Origin of the sequence: Pseudoalteromonas sp. SR41-7 (genome assembly GCF_014163935.1) — a bacterium.
Lineage (GTDB): Bacteria > Pseudomonadota > Gammaproteobacteria > Enterobacterales > Alteromonadaceae > Pseudoalteromonas > Pseudoalteromonas distincta.
In genome coordinates this window covers 111,889-135,210 of record NZ_JACJEF010000012.1, presented here as the reverse complement: position 1 = coordinate 135,210, position 23,322 = coordinate 111,889, and the positions used below count along the sequence as shown (strand labels likewise).

General features: G+C 38.8%; 17 protein-coding genes. 11 read left to right on the top strand and 6 right to left on the bottom strand.

Going from position 1 to position 23,322, the window contains the following annotated elements:
* Positions 1-336 precede the first annotated feature (336 nt).
* Positions 337-1,830 (bottom strand): guanosine-5'-triphosphate,3'-diphosphate diphosphatase, encoded by a 1,494-nt coding sequence (gene gppA / locus H5092_RS15735; protein ID WP_182733938.1) that lies wholly within the window; start codon positions 1,828-1,830, stop codon positions 337-339.
* Positions 1,831-1,873: 43 nt separating this feature from the next.
* On the bottom strand, positions 1,874-3,151 hold the full coding sequence (gene rhlB, locus H5092_RS15730) for an ATP-dependent RNA helicase RhlB (RefSeq protein ID WP_002960940.1): 1,278 nt from the start codon (positions 3,149-3,151) through the stop codon (positions 1,874-1,876).
* Between the two features lie 91 nt (positions 3,152-3,242).
* Between rhlB and trxA the strand changes: the two genes are divergently transcribed.
* Together trxA and rho are read left to right on the top strand one after the other, a co-directional pair.
* The gene (gene trxA / locus H5092_RS15725) at positions 3,243-3,569 is read left to right on the top strand and encodes a thioredoxin TrxA (protein WP_002960942.1); all 327 of its coding nucleotides are present in this window, start codon (positions 3,243-3,245) and stop codon (positions 3,567-3,569) included.
* A 186-nt stretch (positions 3,570-3,755) separates the two neighbouring features.
* On the top strand, positions 3,756-5,015 hold the full coding sequence (gene rho, locus H5092_RS15720; RefSeq protein ID WP_002960945.1) for a transcription termination factor Rho: 1,260 nt from the start codon (positions 3,756-3,758) through the stop codon (positions 5,013-5,015).
* A 63-nt stretch (positions 5,016-5,078) separates the two neighbouring features.
* Here rho and H5092_RS15715 read toward each other — a convergent pair whose 3' ends face one another.
* The gene (locus H5092_RS15715; protein ID WP_002960946.1) at positions 5,079-7,898 is read right to left on the bottom strand and encodes an ATP-binding protein; all 2,820 of its coding nucleotides are present in this window, start codon (positions 7,896-7,898) and stop codon (positions 5,079-5,081) included.
* A 76-nt stretch (positions 7,899-7,974) separates the two neighbouring features.
* Here H5092_RS15715 and H5092_RS15710 point away from each other — a divergent pair, with 76 nt between their 5' ends.
* Positions 7,975-8,547, top strand: coding sequence for a DNA-J related domain-containing protein (locus H5092_RS15710; protein WP_182716693.1), 573 nt, complete (start codon positions 7,975-7,977; stop codon positions 8,545-8,547).
* Positions 8,548-8,569: 22 nt separating this feature from the next.
* On the opposite strand, the gene dbpA is transcribed toward H5092_RS15710, so the two are convergent.
* Positions 8,570-9,958, bottom strand: a complete 1,389-nt coding sequence (gene dbpA / locus H5092_RS15705) for an ATP-dependent RNA helicase DbpA (protein ID WP_002960948.1) — start codon at positions 9,956-9,958, stop codon at positions 8,570-8,572.
* A 189-nt stretch (positions 9,959-10,147) separates the two neighbouring features.
* On the opposite strand from dbpA, the gene H5092_RS15700 reads away from it, so the two are divergent.
* The 3 genes from H5092_RS15700 (at position 10,148) to H5092_RS15690 (ending at position 14,835) form a co-directional block, all read left to right on the top strand.
* The gene (locus H5092_RS15700; RefSeq protein WP_182724813.1) at positions 10,148-12,226 is read left to right on the top strand and encodes a TonB-dependent siderophore receptor; all 2,079 of its coding nucleotides are present in this window, start codon (positions 10,148-10,150) and stop codon (positions 12,224-12,226) included.
* Positions 12,227-12,406: 180 nt separating this feature from the next.
* Positions 12,407-13,807: a M20/M25/M40 family metallo-hydrolase gene (locus H5092_RS15695; RefSeq protein WP_182733936.1), complete on the top strand. Its 1,401-nt coding sequence runs from the start codon at positions 12,407-12,409 to the stop codon at positions 13,805-13,807.
* Between the two features lie 86 nt (positions 13,808-13,893).
* On the top strand, positions 13,894-14,835 hold the full coding sequence (locus tag H5092_RS15690) for a tetratricopeptide repeat protein (protein ID WP_182721398.1): 942 nt from the start codon (positions 13,894-13,896) through the stop codon (positions 14,833-14,835).
* 33 nt (positions 14,836-14,868) lie between these two features.
* Here H5092_RS15690 and H5092_RS15685 read toward each other — a convergent pair whose 3' ends face one another.
* Both H5092_RS15685 and H5092_RS15680 read right to left on the bottom strand, forming a co-directional pair.
* A complete protein-coding gene (locus H5092_RS15685) occupies positions 14,869-16,830 on the bottom strand; it encodes a S9 family peptidase (RefSeq protein WP_182724816.1) in 1,962 nt (653 codons plus the stop codon).
* An 83-nt stretch (positions 16,831-16,913) separates the two neighbouring features.
* Positions 16,914-17,819: a DUF808 domain-containing protein gene (locus H5092_RS15680; protein WP_182721496.1), complete on the bottom strand. Its 906-nt coding sequence runs from the start codon at positions 17,817-17,819 to the stop codon at positions 16,914-16,916.
* A 145-nt stretch (positions 17,820-17,964) separates the two neighbouring features.
* On the opposite strand from H5092_RS15680, the gene H5092_RS15675 reads away from it, so the two are divergent.
* The 5 genes from H5092_RS15675 (at position 17,965) to H5092_RS15655 (ending at position 23,281) form a co-directional block, all read left to right on the top strand.
* Entirely contained in the window at positions 17,965-18,246 is a 282-nt protein-coding gene (locus H5092_RS15675) for an MliC family protein (RefSeq protein ID WP_024595167.1), read from the top strand.
* Between the two features lie 66 nt (positions 18,247-18,312).
* On the top strand, positions 18,313-20,343 hold the full coding sequence (locus H5092_RS15670) for a methyl-accepting chemotaxis protein (RefSeq protein WP_182733934.1): 2,031 nt from the start codon (positions 18,313-18,315) through the stop codon (positions 20,341-20,343).
* 71 nt (positions 20,344-20,414) lie between these two features.
* Positions 20,415-21,881: a 4-hydroxy-3-polyprenylbenzoate decarboxylase gene (ubiD, locus tag H5092_RS15665; RefSeq protein WP_182712540.1), complete on the top strand. Its 1,467-nt coding sequence runs from the start codon at positions 20,415-20,417 to the stop codon at positions 21,879-21,881.
* A gap of 109 nt (positions 21,882-21,990) precedes the next feature.
* Positions 21,991-22,704 (top strand): NAD(P)H-flavin reductase, encoded by a 714-nt coding sequence (gene fre, locus H5092_RS15660; protein ID WP_149594663.1) that lies wholly within the window; start codon positions 21,991-21,993, stop codon positions 22,702-22,704.
* Between the two features lie 166 nt (positions 22,705-22,870).
* On the top strand, positions 22,871-23,281 hold the full coding sequence (locus tag H5092_RS15655) for a CBS domain-containing protein (protein WP_024594621.1): 411 nt from the start codon (positions 22,871-22,873) through the stop codon (positions 23,279-23,281).
* The last annotated feature ends 41 nt before the right edge of the window (positions 23,282-23,322 follow it).

Sequence of the window (23,322 nt, the reverse complement as noted above, 5' to 3'; positions counted from 1 at the left end):
TGCCCACACAGATGATTGCTTTATATTGTTAAAGAACGTTTTGAGTCGCTTTAGCGTCTCAAGGGATGCGAATAATACACCCTTTATTTTTCGAGTCAACACTTTGTTTTAAACTTTCTTTTGGAAGATTTAAAACCGAAGTTTTATTTAACTCTGTGAGTAGTTCGTGCCTCGCTATGCGTTGCTGTTTCCCGTCTCAGTGGGGTCGCATTATAGGGAGATCCGAAAACAGATCAACCCTTTTTTGAAGAAAACTTGAAATAATATGCGGTTCGCACATATTTACATCGAAATGGTTACTTTAAACACTAAAAAGGCCCTGATGGGCCTTTTTAATTAGTTTACTATGAGCTTCCAGCCAAGTTTTCCTTGCTGTTTAGACTCTTGTTGCAGCTCGCTAGCCATTAATGGATGATCTTTTAACCAGTTACTTTCAAACTTAAGGTCTAACACTTCATTTTTAGCAGTTAACTTAAACTTAGGCAGTACATCATCTTGTCTGCGCATTGATAAAATGACTGCTATTCGTAGTAATCTCACTATATATTGTGCTAATAGACTATTTACGCCGAGTGAATTAAAACAACCTTTTGGAAAATCAGATCGATGTGCATCTGCTACCGCTACTATTAATTTATGCTCTGACTGTGAAAAACCAGGCATATCGGTATTTTCCAAAATATAAGCGGTATGTTTATGGTACTGCTTATACTCTATTAGTAATCCAATCTCATGAAGCTGCGCTACCGCTTTTAATAGTGGTAACCCATTTAAGCTTTCAATTGGCCAATCTTTATCAATACTCAGCGCTAACTGCATTGCCAAGCTTGAAACTCGACACGCTTGTTTTTGATCAACATGATAACGGCTCATAAACCCATCAACTGTGCGTTTGCGAATGTCGTTATTATGAAACTCCGGAACCATGCTATATAAAACACCTTCACGCAGTGCTCCACCCGCCAATCCCATTTTTTCTATTTCAAGAGATTCAAATAGTGCGATTAAGATTGCAAGTCCTGATACAAATACCAGTCGACGGTCTTCACTTAACCCAGGAAGGTCTAGCGCTGCAATAGTGCTAAATGCAATTGCTTGATCTTTTATGGTGTTGAGCTTTTCAAGTGTAAGTAAGTCGTCAAGATTTTGCGCGACCATAATTTCTTGAATTGCTTGTACTGTACCAGAAGCTCCAGATGCAATTTCCCATCCAGCTGCTTTATACTCTGGAGAAATTTCATCAATGACTGTACGAGCCGCTTTTATTGCTGCGTTAAAGTTACTCTTACTTAGTTGGCAATCTTTAAAATAGCGTTCAAGATAGGTAACACACCCCATATTGAGGCTTTTGTAATGTAGGGCATCAAATGCTTTACCAATTACAACTTCTGTACTTGCACCACCAATATCAATAACAAGCTGTTTGCCAGTACAAGATGAAGTATGGGCAACACCTTTATAAATTGTGCGCGCTTCTAATTCTCCGCTGATAACATTAATGTTATGACCTAGAATTTTTTCGGCATGATTTTTAAATACTTCGGCGTTAGTTGCTAAGCGTAAGGTAGCTGTTGCTACTATGGTGATGTTTTTGTCTGGGATATCTTGTAGACGCTCAGCAAAAAGGGCAAGGCATTCCCAGCCTCGCTGCATTGCTTCAGTACTTAATACGTTTCCTTTATCAAGCCCTGCGGCTAATCGGACTTTGCGTTTAACACGTCCAATTGTTAGTAGACCGCCAGCAATTGATTTGGCAATAAGCATATGAAAGCTATTTGAGCCCAAATCAATAACTGCGTACACATTTTTTTGCGGTTTAAGTTGCCCCACCGTTCAAAAACCTCTAGTTACTACTACTTATACAAACGGTCGCTTACGACCGTCCTTTTTGGTAACTATTATTTGGGCGACGTCCGCTATTATTACTACGGTTACGTGGACCTGTTGAATAGTTGCGCTTTCTTTGAATAATAGGCTGAGTTAAATCATCTAGCAATGCTGTTTTATCATAATGTGATAAAGGAATGCTGTGCTCTATATATTCTTCAATTTCATGCAGGTTGTATGCATATTGCTCACATGCAAAACTAATTGCGTGGCCTGATGCACCAGCGCGGCCAGTACGGCCAATACGGTGAACATAATCTTCACAATCGTCAGGTAAATCAAAGTTAAACACATGACTTACTTCTGGAATATGAAGACCACGCGCTGCAACATCGGTCGCAACTAAAAAGTCTAAATCACCTTTGCTAAATTGCGCTAATATAGTTTGGCGTTTTTTCTGGTTAACATCACCAGTAAGCATACCTACACGATGACCGTCTGATTTAAGCCAAGCATAAACCGTCTCACAACTATGCTTGGTATTTGCAAACACGATTGCCTTCTCTGGCCATTCTTCTTCAATTAAGGTTAACAACAGCTTAATTTTATCTTCTTGCGAAGGATGAAATAGCTCTTCTTGAATACGTTTACCCGTTTTAACGTCAGGTTCAATTTGAACATGCTCTGGGTTTGTCATGTGCTCAAAAGCTAATTCTTGTACGCGGTACGACAATGTGGCAGAGAATAATAAGTTTAAACGCTTTGATGTATCTGGCATACGATCGAACATATAGCGAATATCTTTGATAAAACCTAAATCGAACATACGATCGGCTTCGTCCAGCACGACTACCTCAATTTCATTAAGGGTGTAACAGCCTTGCTTATACAGATCAATTAGGCGACCTGTAGTACCAATTAAAATATCAACGCCTTTTTCTAGTTGTGCACGTTGTTTTTCGTAATCTTCGCCACCATATACTAAACCTAAGTTAAGATTACAGTGCGGCGCTAAAATTTTAGCATCTTTGTGTATCTGAATCGCAAGCTCCCGAGTAGGGGCCATGATCAGGGCTCTTGGATGTTTACTAGGTGCTTTGCTAGATTGTAATAACCGATGGCACGTGGCGGTTAAAAACGCCAACGTTTTGCCTGTACCCGTTTGAGCTTGGCCCGCGATATCGCGTCCATCACAAATAAAAGGTAGGCATTTTGCTTGAATAGGTGTGCAATATTCAAACCCATTCTCGGTTAAACCGGCAACCACTTCCGGTGCGATAGCAAAGTCTGAAAACTTTTTATCGGTTAAATGTGTCTTAGTCATAGCGTTTAAGCATAACGTTTAAACTTGCAATAAGAAACAAGAGTGTTTAAATACGCACTAAATATTTCGCCTAACTAAATCGGAGAGCGCAATGAGCGAGAAAATAATCCAAATTACTGACGATAGCTTTGAAGCTGACGTATTACAATCAGACAAACCAGTACTAGTAGATTTCTGGGCTGAATGGTGTGGACCTTGTAAAATGATCGCCCCTATTCTTCACGAAGTTGCTGATGAATACGACAGCCGTGTGACTGTTGCTAAATTAAATATTGACCAAAATGCTGGCACACCGCCAAAGTTTGGTATTCGTGGTATCCCTACTTTACTTCTTTTTAAAGATGGCCAAGTAGCTGCAACGAAAGTAGGTGCTCTTTCAAAAACTCAACTTATCGAGTTTTTAGAAAACAACATCTAACGGTAAGCTAGAACAATAAAAAGGGCTTTTTTGCCCTTTTTTAAATTTATTTTGTATAAAGACTGGACGCTTTGCCAGTGAACTGCTAGTTTATAAAGCCAACTAATCCTTAGTTATATTCAACAAACCTCACTCAACGATCAAAGCGATTTTGAGTATGACAACTGTAATAAAGAACCCACCAATATGCATTTACGCGAATTAAAAGACAAGTCGATTAAAGAGCTTGTAGACTTAGCTGAGTCCATGGGGCTCGAAAACGTAGCCCGCTTAAGAAAGCAAGATATCATTTTTGCCATTCTTAAATCCCATGCCAAAGGCGGAGAGAATATCTTCGGCGGCGGTGTATTAGAGATTTTACAAGATGGTTTCGGCTTCTTAAGATCATCAGAAGCCTCTTACTTAGCTGGGCCAGATGACATTTATGTTTCACCTAGCCAAATTCGCCGTTTCAGCATGCGTACTGGCGATTCAATTTCAGGCCTTATTCGTCCACCTAAAGACGGTGAACGTTACTTTGCTTTACTCAAAGTAAATGAAGTTAACTTTGATAAACCTGAAAACTCTCGAACTAAAATTCTTTTTGAAAACCTTACTCCACTACATGCAAACGAACGTTTTCGCATGGAACGTGGTAACGGCAGTAAAGAAGATATTACAGCCCGTGTACTTGATTTAGCATCTCCTATTGGCCGCGGCCAACGTGGCTTGTTAGTAGCTCCGCCAAAAGCGGGTAAAACAATGCTACTTCAAAACATTGCACAATCAATTACGCATAATCACCCTGATGTAACATTAATGGTTTTACTTATTGATGAACGTCCGGAAGAAGTAACTGAGATGCAACGCCTAGTTAAAGGTGAAGTTATTGCATCAACGTTCGATGAGCCAGCTTCTCGTCACGTACAAGTTGCCGAAATGGTTATCGAAAAAGCAAAACGCCTAGTTGAACATAAAAAAGATGTTGTTATCTTATTGGATTCAATCACTCGTTTAGCACGTGCTTATAACACCGTTATTCCTTCATCAGGTAAAGTACTTACTGGTGGTGTTGACGCTAACGCATTACATAAACCTAAGCGCTTCTTTGGTGCTGCACGTAACGTTGAGGAAGGTGGTAGCTTAACAATTATAGCTACAGCGCTTATCGATACCGGCTCTAAAATGGATGAAGTTATCTACGAAGAGTTTAAAGGTACTGGTAACATGGAACTTCACCTTAACCGTAAAATTGCGGAAAGACGTGTATTCCCTGCTATCGACTTTAATCGTTCAGGCACTCGTCGTGAAGAATTACTAACAAAACCAGATGAGCTTCAAAAGCTTTGGATTTTACGTAAAATTGTTCATGACATGTCAGAAATTGATGCAATGGAATTCTTAATCGATAAACTATCGATGAGCAAAACCAATGATGAATTTTTTGATTCGATGAGACGCCAATAAAGCGTTTTAGCTGAATAAAAAAAGCGCCTAAGGCGCTTTTTTTATGTCTGGATTAAACACAGTTTAACTTTCGTTATACTTTTTAAGTACACTCTGCAGCGTATCAACGAGCGCTTTAAAGTCATTCGCACTACTTTTTTGGGTCCTGCGTAAAAGGGCTCTATCTAAACTTTGAGCCGATTGCGCAATTTCATCTAAACCAAACATTTGCGCCGCTCCTAAAATGCGATGACTATCTTTTTGTAGCGCGGCTAAATCTTCACTTATGAAATGCTGAGTAATCGTTTCACTCTCCAAAGCAAAGCTTTGCTTAAAACTAATGACAAGATCGCTCATATCAACTTCATTTTGCTTTGTAATTGGCTGATCTTCTGCATTATGTAGGTGGCTGGAAAGCGCTTTATAAAATGACTCTTTATCTATCGGTTTACCTAAGTAACCACTAAACCCTAACTCTAAATAGCCATCCACTTCATGACTCATAGCATTTGCAGTTAAAGCAAAAATAGGCCGTTCAAAACCACACTGTTTTAATAGCTGAAAAGCAGAACGCCCATCCATCACAGGCATTTGAATATCGAGTAGCACTAAATCAGGATACTCTTTTAAGCACTGCTCTACCGCTTGCTCACCGTTTTCAACGGCAATAACCTCGAGCCCCATTGAACGTAAATAGCGGCTTATTAACCTTCGATTATCAGGGTGATCTTCTGCTAGTACAACACGCCCTGCCAATTGCTTATTTACCTTTGGAGCACTTTGAGTTTCAATCAGGCTTTGCGATTTATTTACTTCTGCGCACGGTAAAAAGAACGAAAACTGACTGCCCTTTTTGTATTCGCTTTGTACACTGATATAACCGCCCATCATCGCGGCTAATTGTTGCGATAAGCTAAGGCCTAACCCTGTCCCCCCAAAGCGACGGCTAATACTGTTATCAGCTTGGCTAAAGCATTCAAAAATAAGCTTTAACTGTTTAGAGCTCATACCAATACCGGTATCTTTTACAATAATCACTAGCCCTTGTTCACTCTTATTTAAAGCAATAATGATTTGGCCAGCGTGAGTAAACTTAATAGCATTAGCACATAAATTTATAAGAATTTGTTTTACGCGTATTAAATCCAGCTTAGTGTAAAACTCATTACCCACTTGATTGTCTAAAATGAGGCGTAAATTTTTTGCTTTTGCTTGAGTGATAAACATTGCATGTACGTCATTTACAAGCTCTACAATATCAAAGCACGAAATATTTAACTCTAACCTATTAGCTTCAATTTTACTTAAATCGAGCACGTCGTTTATTAAGCTTTTTAAATGGTCGCTATGGCGCTGAATTACTCTTAATTCATCTTTAAGTGACTCAGGCTCATATAATTCATTAATTAAAGCATCTGTTTGCCCTAAAATAGCCGTTAGTGGAGTGCGGATTTCGTGGCTAATATTGGCCAAAAACTGGCTTTTAACATCGTTAGCTTCTCTTAGCTCCTGTGCTATTGCCTGTAACTCGGCAGTGCGCTGCGTAACTTGCTCTGTTAACTGCTGCTTAGCGCGTTTTTCTGCGCCACGGCGGTAAAGCGCAATACCAGTTACAACAACCAAAAGTAATAGTAAAAAAGAGAATAAAGTAAGCTGAGAACGCTGCGACATTTTTAGCTCTTGCACACGTCGATCTTGTTTAAGTTTTTCTATTTCTTGGTTTAATTGTGTTGCTTTAAATTGATGCTGAAGTACCGCTAGTGCATTTATAATTGCTGTACTTCTGAGTTTTCGTAGCTCACTAATATATTCTTGTTGCAAGGCCATTGCGCTTGAATAATCGCCTTTACTGGCTTCAAGTAGTGCTTTAGTCCCTAAACCCTCCCTAATTATTCGCTCACTGCCATATTCGTGGGCAAGTGAAATAGCTCTATCTAAACTTATTTTCGCCTCTTCTAAGTTGCCTTTAACAAACTGAATTTTACCAAGCGCATGTAGCGCATTAAGCTCTAAATTATGGTTACCTATTTTAAGCGCATAGTACTCACCTAATTTAGCTTGCTCGTACGCTTCATCTACTTTTTTTAACACTAAATTAGTATTTGCCAAGTTAGTATATTGCGTAGATAACTTATTGTAATCATTGGCTGAAATATAATAACGCAGCGCTAGCTGGTAATAATGAAGTGCTAAGTCAAATTGATTACTCTCCATATGAGCAACACCCATATTGTTGTATACCTGCGCAATACCACTTTTATCATCTAACCGCTGATAAACTTTAAGTACATCTTGATAAAGACTAAATGCACTATCGTAGCGTGATAAGCGTATATAAACGCCTGCTATATTAAGTAATATGTCGGTTTGATCTTGCTCACTACCGTGCGCTTCGTAAATAGCTTTTGCCTTTAAGTAAAACTCTAGGGTATCGCCTAGCTTATTCATATTAAAATAAGCCAAACCAATATTATTTAGTAAATTTGCTTGTTCAAGTAGTTGTTCATTTTTTTCAGCTAATACTAGGGTGCGGGTATATTCACTTATGGCCTTTTGAAATAAGCCTTGATAAAAAAGTGCTACACCTTGCATTTTTATTGCACGAAAGTGCTCGTCAGGAAAGAAAGTATCTGAAGTGTTTTTTTCTAATAATTTAAAATAGTGTAAAGATTCTTTAAAATTATCAGCCGATAACGCACTATTACCTAATGCCGAATAAACAGCGACACGCTCTTTTTTAGAAACGTTTTTATTAGCAAGTAACGTATTTGCTAATTGTAATTTAGGCTCCCACTGCACTTCGTTTTTGAATTGCTCAAATAACGAATCACTATTTTGGGCATAGCTAGGAGCTATTAGTACACAGCATATAGTAAATAAGAGGCATTTAAACTTGCCCAGCATAATTTTAATCCTTCAAACCGTTACTTATATCAGTGTAATCTTTATTGAAGATACACTAACTACTAGGGCCTAAACAATGCTTAACCCACTGATTGATGAGATTTTTGAGCTGATATTAACAAGGCAGGTTTGGCAAGTTCATACTTTAGCAGCAGAACTGACAAACCGCAGCGCAATAACAACACTCGATAAAAGCCCTGAACGTGATTTATTTAAACGTAACTTTTTAATTATGAATGCATTGTACCAACTGCAGGCACAATTACGCCCTCAAAGTTTACTCATTTCAACTCTGCATATCGAGCTTTTAGAAAAAGAAGATAATAGTTTAGTAACAACGAACGAAAATTTGCGAGATTATTATTTAGATTGGCGTAATTACGATACCGATGAAGAGAAAATTGATGAGCTTTTGAATAGTTTTTGGCGTCAGTTTAAAACGACATCACCACAACAAGTATTAAATGACAATGAATTTAAAGCGTTGGCTTTAGAATGGAAGTTACCCGAAAATTTCACTCTTAAAAACATTCAAAAGCGCTGGAGACAACTTGCATTACAGATGCACCCAGATAAACCAAATGGTTGTGAAGTTAAGTTTAAAAAAATAAAATTACAATACGAGCAGCTAAAGGTAGCTGCTCGCTAATTTGTTAATTTAGCGGTTTAAATTAACGAGTAAGGCGACGAGCGCGTATTTTACGCCCTTTAATGTTGCCTTCGGTTAGTTTGCGAAGTGCTGGTTTTGATGAGTTACGTTCAACAGCAACAAATGCTACGTTATCAAGTACGTTAATTTTACCTACTTGACGACCTGCAACCCCATCCTTACCTGTTAAAGCACCTAAAATATCCCCAGCGCGGACTTTTTGCTTTTTACCTGAATCAATCATCAAAGTAACCATTTCAGGGCGGTACGGCGGTTTATCTAATAAATTAAACGGCGGCATTTGTTCTGGAGTAATATCACGCTCGTAATGATCGCCAATTTGTGCAATTTTAAACGCTTCAGCTTCACCGTAAATAGAACAAGCAATGCCCTTTTTACCAGCACGTCCAGTTCGGCCAACACGGTGAACATGTGTTTGCGTGTCATGTGCTAAATGGTAGTTAATAACCATATCCATGTCATCAATATCTAAACCTCGTGCAGCAACATCGGTTGCAACAAGTATTGAAGCACTTTTATTTGAAAAGTGAATTAGCGTACGTTCACGATCGCGTTGCTCTAAATCACCGTGCAATGCAACAGCGCTGAAGCCTTCGTCAGCTAAATCATCACACACTTGTTGAGTTTCTACTTTGGTATTACAAAATACAACACAGCTTTGTGGTGTAAATTTAAGAAGTAATAACTTAAGCGTTGGATAGCGCTGCTTATTGTTATCCATTTTGTAGAAGTACTGCTTAATTGTGCTTTTGGCTTGCTCTTCTTCTACTTTAACCATTTCAGGGTTTTTAAGTACACGCTTAGCAATTGCTTCAATAGCTCTTGGGAAAGTAGCACTAAATAACAATGTTTGACGATTTTGTGGAATACGCTCAATAATTGCATCAAGTGTGTCTTGAAAACCCATATCAAGCATTTGATCGGCTTCATCAAGCACCAATGTTTCCACATCATCTAAACGTAAAGTACCTTTACGAATATGGTCATCAACACGCCCAGGTGTGCCAACAATAATATGCGCACCATGTTCGAGCGAGCCTATTTGCGGGCCAATTGAAACACCACCACATAACGTCAATATTTTAATGTTATGAATGCCGCGCGCTAATTTACGCATTTCAACTGCAACCTGCTCGGCAAGTTCGCGAGTAGGACACAAGACTAAAGATTGAATACGAAAGCGTTTTACGTTTAATTTAGCTAACACACCCAAGCTAAACGCAGCAGTTTTACCTGAACCGGTTTTTGCCTGAGCAATGATGTCTTTACCAGCAAGTACAGGCGGCAAACTTTGCGCTTGTACAGGTGTCATGTGGGCATAGCCAAGGGTTGATAAGTTATCAACGAGTCCAGCCGGTAAAGCCAAAGATGAAAAAGCAGTTGAAGTCACAGTAAGTTCCATAGCAATAAAATAACATGGGAGAAAGCCCCACTAATATGCAGCTTATAATAGCAGAATTCGTAATTGGCAACCATTAACAAACATATTATAAAACATGTTAATGAAAGGTGTTGAAAATGATAGTAGTTTGCATTAAGATCACGATTGTTTTTTACATACCTGCGCTGGAAGCAATTAATGAAACTGAATTCTATTTACATAGCTCTATTAGCAAGCATTACAACAAGCACATATGCAAACACTACCGACCTTGAACGCATAGAAGTAAAGGGTAGCTACTTTAACGATTACAAAGTAGATAACGCTAATGGCGCAATGAGAACATCAGCTTCATTACTTGAAACTGCACAATCTGTCACTGTAATAACCGACACTATTATTAGCGAACAGCTTGCCACTACACTTGGCGAAGTACTCACAAATGACGCAAGCTTAACTGCAGGCTCACAACAACGAAATCGTGAGGTATTTAACTTACGCGGCTTTGAGCTGAGCTCATCGACAGGTTATTTACGCGACGGTCATCAGCATTGGTCGCACTATCAGCAACCAATCGAAATTTTGCAGCAAGTTGAAGTAATTAAAGGCCCATCAAGTATTTTATATGGTCAGTCAGGCCCGGGTGGCTTGGTTAACATGGTAACTAAAAAACCTACAGCACAAACACTATTTAATGCCAGTGCCGATGTAGATCAGCATGGCTCAACCCGCTTTATGGTTGATGCTGCAGGTGCCTTGACTGAATCGGAAGATTTACGTGCTCGCGGGATTTTAGTAAAGCAAGACGTTGACTATTGGCGTGAGTACCAAAACGGTGAAAATCGTGAACGCGACCGCTTTTTAGGTGCTTTAATTGTAGATTACGATATTAGCGATAACGCATTAGTACGTGTGCATTACGACCGCACAGATGACGAAGCAGGTTTAGATACTGGCGCATGGATAGACGATAATGCTAATGTAATTGGTAGCGATAAAACAATCCGTGATATGTCTTGGGCGTTTACCGATATTACCGTAGAAAACCTAGGTGTAGACCTAGAAGTATTTTTAACCGATAACTGGCAAGTAAAACTTGGCTATAACGAACAAACGTTTGAACGTCAACGCTTTGAGTCAGCACCTCGCATGCCTAGTAGCTTTGCTGAAGGTGACAGCTATGAATCTCGTCCTTACGACCGTTTTGACGATTGGCAATTTAAAACTGCATTTATTGATTTTATTGGTGAATTTAAAACAGGTAGTTTACAGCATCAGTTTTTAATTGGCGCAAACTCGCTAGATTACTACTACGGGCAACGCCGTACTTCTGCTGACTACTTTGATTTTTCTGCAGGACAAGCAGAACCATCACGCCCATCTGTAAGTTATAAAACAGATGATACAGTAAGCGAAACTGAATACGACTATTACGGTATTTACGTTCAGGACTTAATTTCGTTCTCACCACAATGGCAATTATCGCTAGGTGGCCGTTACGACAAACAAACACGAGAAGGTGCAGATAACGAGTCATTTGTACCAAAGGTAGGTGTGCTTTATCATCCAAATACTTCGGCAACTATATATGCAAGTTACTCAGAAGGTTTTGAGCCTCAAGGTAGTGAAACTCTGGTTGATGAAACCGATGTAAATAATGGCATGAAGCTAGATGCCATTACCTCAGAGCAAAGAGAGATTGGTATTAAATGGCAATTATTTGATGACCGTTTACTGCTTACAGGTGCAATTTTTGATATTAGTAAAGAAGGCACACTTGTTAGCGAACAGCTTGAGACGCCTATTGGCTCATTCACAAGTGAAACAAACCAAGTGGGTGAACAACGCCATAAAGGTGTTGAAGTAAGCGCACAAGGTGCTGCTACCGACCGCTTATTTGTTATGGCATCAACTATGTATCTAGATGCTAACTTTGAACGCGATGAAGTATTGGAAGGTAAACGCCCTACCGATGCACCAAAATGGTCGGCATCACTTTGGACTCGTTATGAATTAAACGACGCCATTGCCATTAACGCTGGCGCTTTTTACGAAGGCGAGCGCTTTGCAGATAGCGATAATACAATTACTAAAGATGCATATACACGTGTTGATGTTGGCGCCACTTATAAGTTTAACTTAAGCAATACCGATATTAATTTACGTCTTAACATCGAAAACTTATTTGATAAAAGCTATTTAGGTGGTGGCGGCACGAGTAATGTAACTGTTGGCGAGGGCACAAATCTTCGTTTAGCAGCGCAATTTAGCTTTTAAATAAATGCCTTAAATAACAGTGTTAAAAGATAGCCCGCGTACATTTACGCGGGCTTTTTTATATCTAAACTTTTATACCTAACAGCATTAAACCTATTACAAAGCCTATTCATCTCATCTATTTTTTATCATGTTTGTTACATGTTCTAATAGCGCTAATTATTAAAAAGGCTTACCCAAATGAAAAAATTAATTACCGCACTGCTGCTTACTAGCAGTATGGCTGCAAACGCTAACAACGCCGAATTTACCCAAAAGCAATTACAACAAGTCAATGAAGTGCGCACCTCTGCACTAAATAGTGATCTAAGCTATAAATTACTAGAGTCATTAACAACTGAAGTAGGACCTCGCTTACCTGGTACTGAAAATGATAAAAAAGCAGTGGCATGGGCTAAAGCTAAATTTAATGAGCTTGGTTTTGATAAAGTATGGCTTGAAGAAGCGACTTTTCCTGAATGGCGCCGTTATAGCGAAAGCGGAAAAATACTAACACCAAGCGAGCAACCTCTACATTTAACTGCATTAGGTAACAGTATAAGCACGCCTAAAGATGGGATCACAGCGCCAGTAGTCTTATTCGAAACACTTGATGAGTTAATTGCAGCACCAGAAAATAGCCTAAAAGGTAAAATTGCGTATATTAATTACCGCATGAACCGCGATATAGATGGGAATGGTTACGGACCTGCTGTAAAAGCACGTGGCACAGGCGCTATAGAAGCGTCTAAAAAAGGCGCTGTTGCCTACATGATGCGCTCGGTAAGTACTGGTCATCATCGTTTTGCACACACTGGCGGTAGTTACTACAAAGAAGGTGTTACAAAAATACCTAATGTAACCATTGCTAACCCAGATGCCGATCAGATTGCACGACTCATTGCTTTAGATAAAGACGTATCGGTAAATATTAATGTGCAAACCGAAAGCCTTGGTGAAGGCACAGGTTATAACGTTATTGGCCAATTTAATGGTACCGAAAACCCTGAGCAATATGTATTAATTGGCGGGCATTTAGATTCTTGGGACTTAGGGACTGGCGCACTAGATGACGGCGCAGGCGTTGCGCTAACAATGGCAGCCGCTAAACATATTAGCGATGTAAAGCGTCCTAAGCGCAGTATTCGTGTGGTACTTTTTGCAGCCGAAGAGCTAGGCCTTTGGGGTGCAAAAGCTTATTTTGCAGAGCATAAAAACGAGCTAAGCAATATTGTTGCAGCTGCTGAGTCTGATTTTGGCGCCGATGTTGTATATGCTTTTGAATCGAACGTAAGCGCAGAGTCACTTCCTGTAGTGCGTGCTATTGCAAAAGAACTTGCGCCGTTAAATATTGAGCATATTGGTAAAAACCAAGCGAATGGTGGCCCTGATCTAATTCCACTTAAAGCAGCAACCTCAGCACCTATTTTTGAACTTGCTCAAGATGGAACAGATTACTTTGATTACCACCATACAGCTGACGATACGCTTGATAAAGTAACACCTGCTAAGCTGCGTCAAAATACCGCTGCATACGCTGTATTTGCTCTAATGGCTGCTGATGCAAAAACAACAATTAAGCCTAAAGCTCAAAATAAGTAATAACATACATACTTACTTACAGTTTGTGGCTTTAACTAACACGCTTCTTGTTTTACCTTTAGGTAATTAAACAAGGAGCGTGCTTTATGTTACTTTTCAACACGAGTGAATCATTTCCACATTTTGCACAAACAACACGCTGCCCTCATTGTCAAAGCGACGCCTACCATTTACTAAATAAAAGCCGCTATTTACGATTTAGCATTTTACCTATGCTTGCCTTAAAATTAAGTTATAAACGCGAGTGCTATCAATGCGGAAAAAGCGAACCTGTAAAAATAACGCAACTACCGTTAATAGAAAAACTAAGCCTACCTAAATACTTTATTGGTGTATTTTTATTACTTTGGATTGTTTTATTTTTTTATCAACAGCACCTTAATAGCGAGACTCGAAAGGAAGGCTATTTAAATGCGCCTAAAATATATGATACCTACTTAGTACACGCCGACAAATTTACACACGAGCCCTGGACCCTAACCAATTTAAGAATTGCTCAAGTTTTAAATTTTGACGAACAATTTATTACCTTTCAGATAAGCAACTACAGCTATAAACGTAATAATAGTATTACTTTGGCAATGCGTACTAGCCAGCTAATTCAAGACAATTACTTTTCCACTAAAACAATCAGCCTCCCTCGTGATGAAGTAGCACGCCTTTACAACGACGAAGCTATTTACGACGTGCTGCGCCCCTATGCCAACATCCTTTATGGTGGGTTTGTGATGCATCCTCCCCAACCTAAGCCACTATATAAAGGCTTAAAGCTCGATAAAAACAATCAACAAGGCATTATTTATTTTAAAGATGGTTTGTTTGTTGAAGCATTTAATAGCTTTAAACAAGCTGCTGAAGCGGGCTCTCAATGGGGGCAATTAAATTTAGCGCAAATGTATCGTGATGGTCAGGGAATAGATCAGGATCAACAGCAGGCTATTTATTGGTACAAAAAGGCTATTGAGCAAAAAAATACTAAAGCACAATTTGAATTGGAATCTCTTTGTAAAATAGCTAGCTGTGAATAAAGCAGCAAGTATGTTACTTGCTGCTTTAATATTTTATAACTCTAAATGTTTATCTAAAAAATTAATTACTTGTTTGTAGTAAGCAGTTCTGTGTTCTTCTTTGTAAAAACCATGGCCCTCATCCTCCAATAACACGTACTTATAAGGATGGTTAGCTTTTTTCAATGCAGCAATTAATGATTCGGCTTGTTCAATAGGGGCTCGTGCATCTTCACCTGCGTGAACTATGAACACAGCTGCTTTAAGCTTATCTATATTATAGCTAGGTGAAAATGCCTTCAAAAGCGTTTCATCAGTGCCTAAAACGTTTTCAAGATAGTTTTGTCCTGTACTACGCCCTGAAATATCACCTTCTTCAAACATTAGCGGTAGGTCATAAATACCAACTGTTCCAATTGCACACTTAAACATGTCTGGCTCTAAAATGGCGCTCTGCAAAGCTGAATAAGCACCAAAGCTTGATCCCATTATACAAATGTTGTTTTTGTTTACCGTTCCATTAGAAATTAAAAACTTAACACCATCAATAATATCAAACTGAATATCAGAACCCCACTTTTGGTAACCTGCTTCTTCGAAGTTTCGACCAAACCCACCTGAACCTCTAAAATTAACTCTTAGTACAGCCATTCCCCTACTTGCTAATAACTGTACCTCAGAATCATAACCCCAATAATCACGAGGGCCATGTGGACCGCCATGAGGCATTACAACTAGAGGTAAGTTTTTATCTTCAAGACCATTAGGAACAGTTAAATACCCATAAATAGTTAAACCATCCCGAGTTTTATATTGAATAGGTTTTGTCTTTGAAAGCTCATTTTCGTTCAGCCAACCACGCGCTGAAAATAATATTCTTAGCTTATTTTGCACCCCATCGTATAAGTAATATTTACCAGGATTGGTATCACTTGATGCGTAAATAACATTAATATCGCCATTAGAGGTGCTACTGACTAACTGCACTTGGTCGCCTTGCAATGCTTCTATCAAAGATTTTAAGCGAACACTCTTATGAGAGTCTTTATCTATAAAAGCATAGTTTGGGTAACCTAACTCACTTTCTATTGCAAATAACTCTTTTGAAGCTTCATCAACCCATACTCTTTTTGGAGATACATATTGTTCTTGATGGACTAATTCTATTTCCTTAGTATTTAGATTTAGTTTATACAACCCTTCAGCTTCGCCACCAACAGAAGCAGTCATATAAATGCTGTCACCAGATTTATCAAAAGCTCTTAATCTAATATCGCCATAATTAACTTCTCCTAAATTTAATTTCTTCCAGTCACCACCTTCTTTTTCTTTAGTATGTATTTTTGCATCTATATAGTTATCTGTAGATACTGAAACACGAACATTACCATCGTGGTCAGTTAAAAATTCGGCCATACGTGATGGAGACAAAGTGACTTGCTTTCTTTTGCCAGTATATACATCTACTTCATATACAATAGTATGAGGTTCATTACTCGAGGTCCAAGGGTAGGTAACTACTAACATTTTTCTTTTGTTAGTAACTAAGGGATCTAATACAAATGAAGTTCCGTATAATGGGGTCTGCCTTTTAAGGCGTGTACCTGTTTGCATTTCACCATGGTAACCAATTAAATATTTACCTCTAGCCCCGTTAGCATTTACGCCAAATATTTCACCATGATATTCTGGGTGGTCTTGCCATCCTTTTAGGTACTCTTTAGTAACGACAACTCGCTCATTATTTACCCAATGGTAATCACCAACTTGGGCATTTCCTTCAAAGGCAACTGCGTGAAGCATTTTAAAGTTTTTAGTATCAAAAATAACAAGTGCATCTTTACCAGCAACTTTGTTTATAACGGCTAAATATTCGCCGCCAGGAGAAATAGTAGCGTGATTAAACTCTTTATTTTTACTAAAGTGCTCCACGGGGATTTGGGGCTGCTTTGAAAAGCTAAAGAAGCTTACCAATAACAGAGGTACCAACAAGCTATATCTTAAAAAAAAATTCATCATAATTCCCTGTATTAACAACAAGAAGCCATAATATATAAAGTTAAATAGAATGTAACCAAAATGATTCTTTTTTGTATCTATTATTTTTTAAATAACTTTGTATAACTTACATGTACAAGCACAACAACTAAGCCAGCAATAACGCCTAGTAAACCATCAAACAAGAGAGGCGCTAATACTTCTCCTGTGCCGCCAGCAACAGACTGAGCATAGCTTGTTACATCCAACTGAGTATGATGTAGTAACTCAACGCCATGTACTAAAATCCCGCCGCCTACTAAAAACATTGCAATGGTGCCTGCAAAAGCTAAAAATTGCATCAACCTAGGCGCTGCTGCGAGTAAGCCTTTCCCAAGTAATTCTTTAAATTTATTAGCTGTTACCTTTGATTGGTTGAGTAAATAAAGCCCGGCATCATCCAGCTTTACAATACCGGCCACTAAGCCATAAACGCCAATCGTCATTATAATTGCGATAACACAAAGCACTAAAGCTTGGTTAAGTAATGTAGCGCCTGCCACAGTGCCTAAAGTAATAACAATAATTTCGGCAGAAAGAATAAAGTCGGTTCTTATTGCCCCTTTTATTTTTTGTTTTTCGTACTCAACTAAATCTAATTTTTCATCTTCATCTACCACTTCATTGTGATGAGGCAAAAACTTAGCAAATACTTTTTCAGCTCCCTCAAAACATAAAAACAAACCACCCATCATTAAAAGCGGTGTTATTAACCAAGGCAGCCATACGCTTATTAATAAAGCAGCGGGTACGAGTATCGCTTTATTTAAAAATGAGCCCTTTGCCACAGCCCAAACAACCGGTAATTCACGCTCTGCTGCTACACCTGTAACCTGCTGTGCATTGAGCGCTAAGTCATCGCCTAATACACCTGCTGTTTTTTTTGTTGCTACCTTACTCATTGTCGCAATGTCATCAAGTAAAGTGGTTATATCATCTAATAACGTTAAAAGGTTAGTGCCTGCCATAAAGCTTCCGAGCTCAAAAAATATTGCTATAAACATAACTTAAAGCGCTACTTTCACCAACGGTTAATTTTGCTTTGTTATTCTTACATTAGATTAAAATTTTGCCCTGTGTTTTAACTAACGTTTAAAGAAGATGGGAGGAAAAATGAAAGTATATTTAGCATTAATCGCTATTTTACTAAGCTTAACCGCATGTAGTGATTTAAAAACCAGTACTGCTTACCAATGCGATGATGAGAGCGTAAAACTCAATATTATTAATAATTCTGAAGCCGAACTTATCTTTAACAATAAAGTGCATGTACTTAATCACGAAAAAAGTGCATCCGGGAATAAATATATAAGTGAAGAGGTACTGTTTTGGGGTAAGGGTAATGAAGCCATGTTAATCATTGCAGGTAAAAAAAGACAGTGCACCAAGGTTTAACATAAAAACAACCAAAAAATTACAATAATGCTACAATAATTAAAGACCCATTATTGTGATGAAGTTATGCGTTCAATTGCGATCAAACATAAAATAATTTTAGCCTTTACAGCCATTGGCATATTGGTGCTAACAAGTAGTGTATTTTTTTATTGGTCATTAAACAAAATTAGCGTTAACAATACCCGAACCGAAAAATTAGCGGTTCCGGTACAACAGTTCAGCAAAGATTTAAGGCTATCATTACTGTCTATTACCAAATTTAACGCCTTAGCTTACAGCCAAGCAAACCTTGATTTACTTCAACAAAATAAAAAACAGGCGCAAGTTGAGCAACAACAATTTAGCGATATGCTCAATTTGTTAAGCACTCAACTAAATCAACAAATAACAATGCAAAATTTACTCACCAGTACCAACGTAGGTTTCGAGCAACTGACTGAAGTAAGTGTCGCAATGTTTAGCGCTAAAGAGCGTAAGTTTGTAGCGCAAAATTCCACCATAGAATTATCAGCAACGTTTAACGAGCAACTTTACAATTTAAGTTCTAACTTACTTGATATAGAACTTTTAGAAGTGCCTGTAAAACAGCAGGCGTTACTTAATGCTATGTTTGGAACAGCGACCCGTATAGATGATTTAATGTTTAACTTAAGCAATAATATAAAAAGCATTACTCAAACTGCAAGTATCAATGATTTAAATAGTCATCAGCAAGATACTCTATTTCTACTAGATAACATCCAACCTAATTTCACCTATTTAGAGCAACAAGCGCTACCTTTTGATAATGCGTTTAATGCTAAAAATTTAACGGCTAAGTTTAATCAATTAAGAGAGTTACTTAACAACGATACAGGAATTTACGCCCAACAAAATAAAGTACTCAAAAGTGCTATTGCTGCGGCTCAAAATTTTGAACACTTTCAACAGCAATTTATAACAACAGAAGGTCAGCTTATTGAACTTAATAAATTGGCTGATGAGCGCTTTAATGCCTTACAAACTAATGCAAAGGCCGCCATAAATACAGGGATTAGTTCTGTAGTAATTATTACGATTGTTTTAATTATATTGATTATCGCAATCTCTATTTTTACAACTCGCGCAATGCTAAAACCGCTTAAAAAAGTAAACCGCGATTTAGCCCGAATCGCCTCAGGTGATTTATCAAAGCGAAGCCACCCACGTAGTAAAGATGAATTTGGTACTTTGCTAAATAACATAAATAAACTCAGTGAAGACCTTACTAACCTAATTGGTGCAATTAGTAGCGACGCCCACGAACTAGACCGCAGCGCTATTAAAACCAGTGAAAAAGGTCAGCAAATGACGGTTGTTGCACAACAGCAGTTAGAGCGAAGCGCGCAGGCAACATCGCTTGCACAAAATATGCTAACCAACTCACAAGCGGTTTATGAGCAAGCTGATAAAACATCAAGTGAAATAACCAATGCATCGCAATTTGCAAATGATGTAAACGAGATTGCTAATCAAAATAGTCTAAGTATAGAAACTTTATTGCAGCGTCTTGATAAAGCAGTAGGCAGCACAGAAGAACTCGCACAGTACACTCAGCTTATTGAAGCCATTGTTGAAACAATTAGTAGCATTGCCGAGCAGACTAACTTACTTGCACTTAATGCTGCAATTGAAGCAGCGCGAGCGGGTGAAAACGGACGCGGGTTTGCTGTAGTTGCTGATGAGGTTCGATCATTAGCTGCACGTACACAAACCTCGACTAGCGAAATAAACACCATGATCCAAACATTGCAACAACACACTAAAACAACTCAAGAACACATTACTGATGGCCAACACCAAGCCAAGCAATGTGTTAAAAACAGCACTGAACTAAATAAAGCCGTAGAGCGTATTAAAAGCACATTGTTGTCTGTTAATCAGATGAGTGAGCAAATTGCTCATGCATCACATGAGCAATTGACTAACAGTGGCGACATTCAACAAATAATGGCAAAGGTGACAGAGCAAGCAACCTTGAATGCCCAAAATGCGACAACCCTAGCAAGCGAAAGTGAAGACGTAAACCAACTTGCACACTCTTTAACGAGTGCCGTAGAGCGCTTTAAGTTTTAAGTGCAAGTAATGACTTGCCTTGCATGAAATGGGTATAATACTTTAACTCTTTTGCTTAATAGCGGCCCACAATGAAATATAAAGATCTACGTGATTTTATCGATTTGCTTGAAAAAAAAGGCGAACTTAAACGTATCACCCAAGAAATCGACCCGTATCTTGAAATGACCGAAATATCTGATCGCACATTGCGTGCAAAAGGCCCTGCGTTATTATTTGAAAACCCAAAAGGCTACGATATGCCGGTGCTTACCAACTTATTTGGTACACCAAAACGCGTAGCAATGGGCATGGGCCAAACAGATGTTAGCGAGCTTCGCGAAGTGGGCAAGCTACTCGCTTTTTTAAAAGAACCTGATCCACCAAAGGGTATTAAAGAAGCTCTAGGCGCTATACCTATTTTTAAGCAAGTGCTTAATATGCCTGCAAAAGAAGTTAAAAAAGCGCCTTGCCAACAAGTAGTTTTAGAAGGTGATGATGTAGATTTAACTAAATTACCTATTCAGCATTGCTGGCCAGGTGATGCAGCACCATTAATTACTTGGGGCCTTACAGTTACCAAAGGGCCTTATAAAAAGCGCCAAAATTTAGGTATTTATCGCCAGCAATTATTAGGCAAAAATAAAATAATTATGCGCTGGTTGTCACATCGTGGTGGCGCGCTTGATTTTCAAGAATGGTGTAAAGAAAACCCAGGGCAACCCTACCCTGTATCGGTAGCATTAGGTGCCGATCCTGCCACTATATTAGGTGCCGTAACGCCTGTACCTGACACTCTAAGCGAATATGCATTCGCTGGCTTATTACGTGGCAGCAGAACCGAAGTTGTAAAATCTATTTCAAATGACCTACAAGTCCCTGCCAGTGCAGAAATAGTACTTGAAGGTTACATAATGCCTGGTGAAATGGCGCCAGAAGGCCCTTATGGTGACCATACCGGTTACTATAATGAAGTCGATGACTTTCCAGTAATGACGGTCACTCATTTAACGCATCGTAAAGAACCTATTTATCACAGCACATTTACTGGCCGTCCGCCTGATGAGCCTGCTATTTTAGGTGTGGCACTTAATGAAGTGTTTGTGCCGATACTACAAAAGCAATTCCCTGAAATTGTCGACTTTTACCTTCCGCCTGAAGGGTGCTCATATCGTATGGCGATTGTAACAATGAAAAAACAATATCCAGGCCATGCGAAGCGCGTGATGATGGGAGTTTGGTCGTTCTTACGTCAGTTTATGTACACCAAATTTGTAATCGTCTGCGATGACGATGTTAACGCCCGCGATTGGGAAGATGTTATTTGGGCTATAACAACCCGAATGGATCCAGCGCGTGATACAACATTAATAGAAAACACACCTATTGATTATCTCGATTTTGCATCACCAGTCTCAGGTCTTGGTTCAAAAATGGGAATGGATGCTACCAATAAATGGCCTGGCGAAACCACCCGCGAATGGGGCGAGCCTATTGTTATGGATAAAGACACCAAAGACCGCGTAGATGATATTTGGGAAAGCCTTAATATTGTTTAAGTGTTTATATGTAAGTACATAACAGGCTATAAAATAACCCTGCAGATATGCTAGAATCGAGTCATTCGATTGCGTATCTGCTGTTAAAAGCGCTGCTAAAAGGTAAAAAATGCAAACATTAAAAGCTGAAGTTGTAGCTATCAGCCCACTTACAGAATTTGTTCATAAAGTAATTTTAAAGCCACAACAACCTGTGACCTTTGAAGCTGGCCAATACATGCAACTCGTATTGGGCGAAAAAGACAAACGTGCTTTTTCTATAGCTAGCCGCCCTTCACAGTGCGATGCAATAGAACTGCATATTGGCGCGTCAGGTGCCGATTCGTATGCAATGCAATCGCTGGAACATTTACGAAACGCCCATACCACAGGGCAGTTAGTAGACATTGAAGCTGGCTTGGGTATTTCACAGTTGCGCCTGCAATGTGAGCGCCCTATTATTTTACTCGCCGGTGGTACTGGTTTTTCATACGCAAAATCAATGGCTGATCATTTAGCTGAAATAAAATGCGACCGTCCTGTATTGTTTTACTGGGGCGTAAAAGAAGAATCTGCTTTATACGCACACACAGAAATGCAAGCATGGGCAGATAGCCATGAGAACTTTAAGTTTATTCCTGTAGTAGAAAATCCATCTGCTAATTGGCAAGGACACACTGGCTATGTACACAAAGCAGTAATGCAAGATATTGTGTCACTAGAACCATACGATATTTATATGGCAGGTCGTTTTGACATGATAGGTATTGTCCGTGATGACTTTATTACTCATGGTGCAATACGTGAAAACATGTACGCAGATGCATTCGCATTTATCAAATAATTAAAATTACTTTCAGTTATAAATAAAGGCACCTAATCGGTGCCTTTATTTTTATAACAACAAATATTTAATAGTTAAAACCTATCAGCTCCATCAATATAAACAATTTCCTAAATCCCTATCTATAAACCATACTTTGTATAGAACATCAGCGGGAGAGACCCAAATGCTAAATACAAAAGTAAAAGATTTTATGCAACGCAAGTTGCCAAATATCACACCAGATACAGAAATGACGACAGCCATAGCAGAACTACAAAAATTTAAACTACTTGGCGCGCCAGTATTTGATAAAGATAAATGCTTAGTTGGATTTATATCAGAGCAAGAGCTGTTAAAACCACTTACGCAAAGCAGTTATTTTTGTGATGGGATGGTTAAAGTCTCGCAGCTTATGCAAACAGAGGTAGTGACCGTTAGCGGCGATACCAACATTATTGAGCTTGCACAGCAGATGCAGCCTGGTAAACCAAAAAACTACCCTGTTGTAGAGGGTGTTAAAGTAATCGGTATGATCAGCCGAGCAGACGTACTTAAAGCACTTTACGATAATTACATAAGCTGCCAAACACACTAAATTGCAGATACAAAAATGCCGCTTATATAAAGCGGCATTTT

Excerpts from the sequence above, each read along its gene's own strand:
- rhlB (WP_002960940.1), bottom strand. The coding sequence starts at position 3,151 with ATGACTAAGACACATTTAACCGATAAAAAGTTTTCAGACTTTGCTATC.
- trxA (WP_002960942.1), top strand. The coding sequence starts at position 3,243 with ATGAGCGAGAAAATAATCCAAATTACTGACGATAGCTTTGAAGCTGAC.
- rho (WP_002960945.1), top strand. The coding sequence starts at position 3,756 with ATGCATTTACGCGAATTAAAAGACAAGTCGATTAAAGAGCTTGTAGAC.
- H5092_RS15715 (WP_002960946.1), bottom strand. The coding sequence starts at position 7,898 with ATGCTGGGCAAGTTTAAATGCCTCTTATTTACTATATGCTGTGTACTA.
- H5092_RS15710 (WP_182716693.1), top strand. The coding sequence starts at position 7,975 with ATGCTTAACCCACTGATTGATGAGATTTTTGAGCTGATATTAACAAGG.
- H5092_RS15700 (WP_182724813.1), top strand. The coding sequence starts at position 10,148 with ATGAAACTGAATTCTATTTACATAGCTCTATTAGCAAGCATTACAACA.
- H5092_RS15695 (WP_182733936.1), top strand. The coding sequence starts at position 12,407 with ATGAAAAAATTAATTACCGCACTGCTGCTTACTAGCAGTATGGCTGCA.
- H5092_RS15690 (WP_182721398.1), top strand. The coding sequence starts at position 13,894 with ATGTTACTTTTCAACACGAGTGAATCATTTCCACATTTTGCACAAACA.
- H5092_RS15685 (WP_182724816.1), bottom strand. The coding sequence starts at position 16,830 with ATGAATTTTTTTTTAAGATATAGCTTGTTGGTACCTCTGTTATTGGTA.
- H5092_RS15680 (WP_182721496.1), bottom strand. The coding sequence starts at position 17,819 with ATGGCAGGCACTAACCTTTTAACGTTATTAGATGATATAACCACTTTA.
- H5092_RS15675 (WP_024595167.1), top strand. The coding sequence starts at position 17,965 with ATGAAAGTATATTTAGCATTAATCGCTATTTTACTAAGCTTAACCGCA.
- H5092_RS15670 (WP_182733934.1), top strand. The coding sequence starts at position 18,313 with ATGCGTTCAATTGCGATCAAACATAAAATAATTTTAGCCTTTACAGCC.
- ubiD (WP_182712540.1), top strand. The coding sequence starts at position 20,415 with ATGAAATATAAAGATCTACGTGATTTTATCGATTTGCTTGAAAAAAAA.
- fre (WP_149594663.1), top strand. The coding sequence starts at position 21,991 with ATGCAAACATTAAAAGCTGAAGTTGTAGCTATCAGCCCACTTACAGAA.
- H5092_RS15655 (WP_024594621.1), top strand. The coding sequence starts at position 22,871 with ATGCTAAATACAAAAGTAAAAGATTTTATGCAACGCAAGTTGCCAAAT.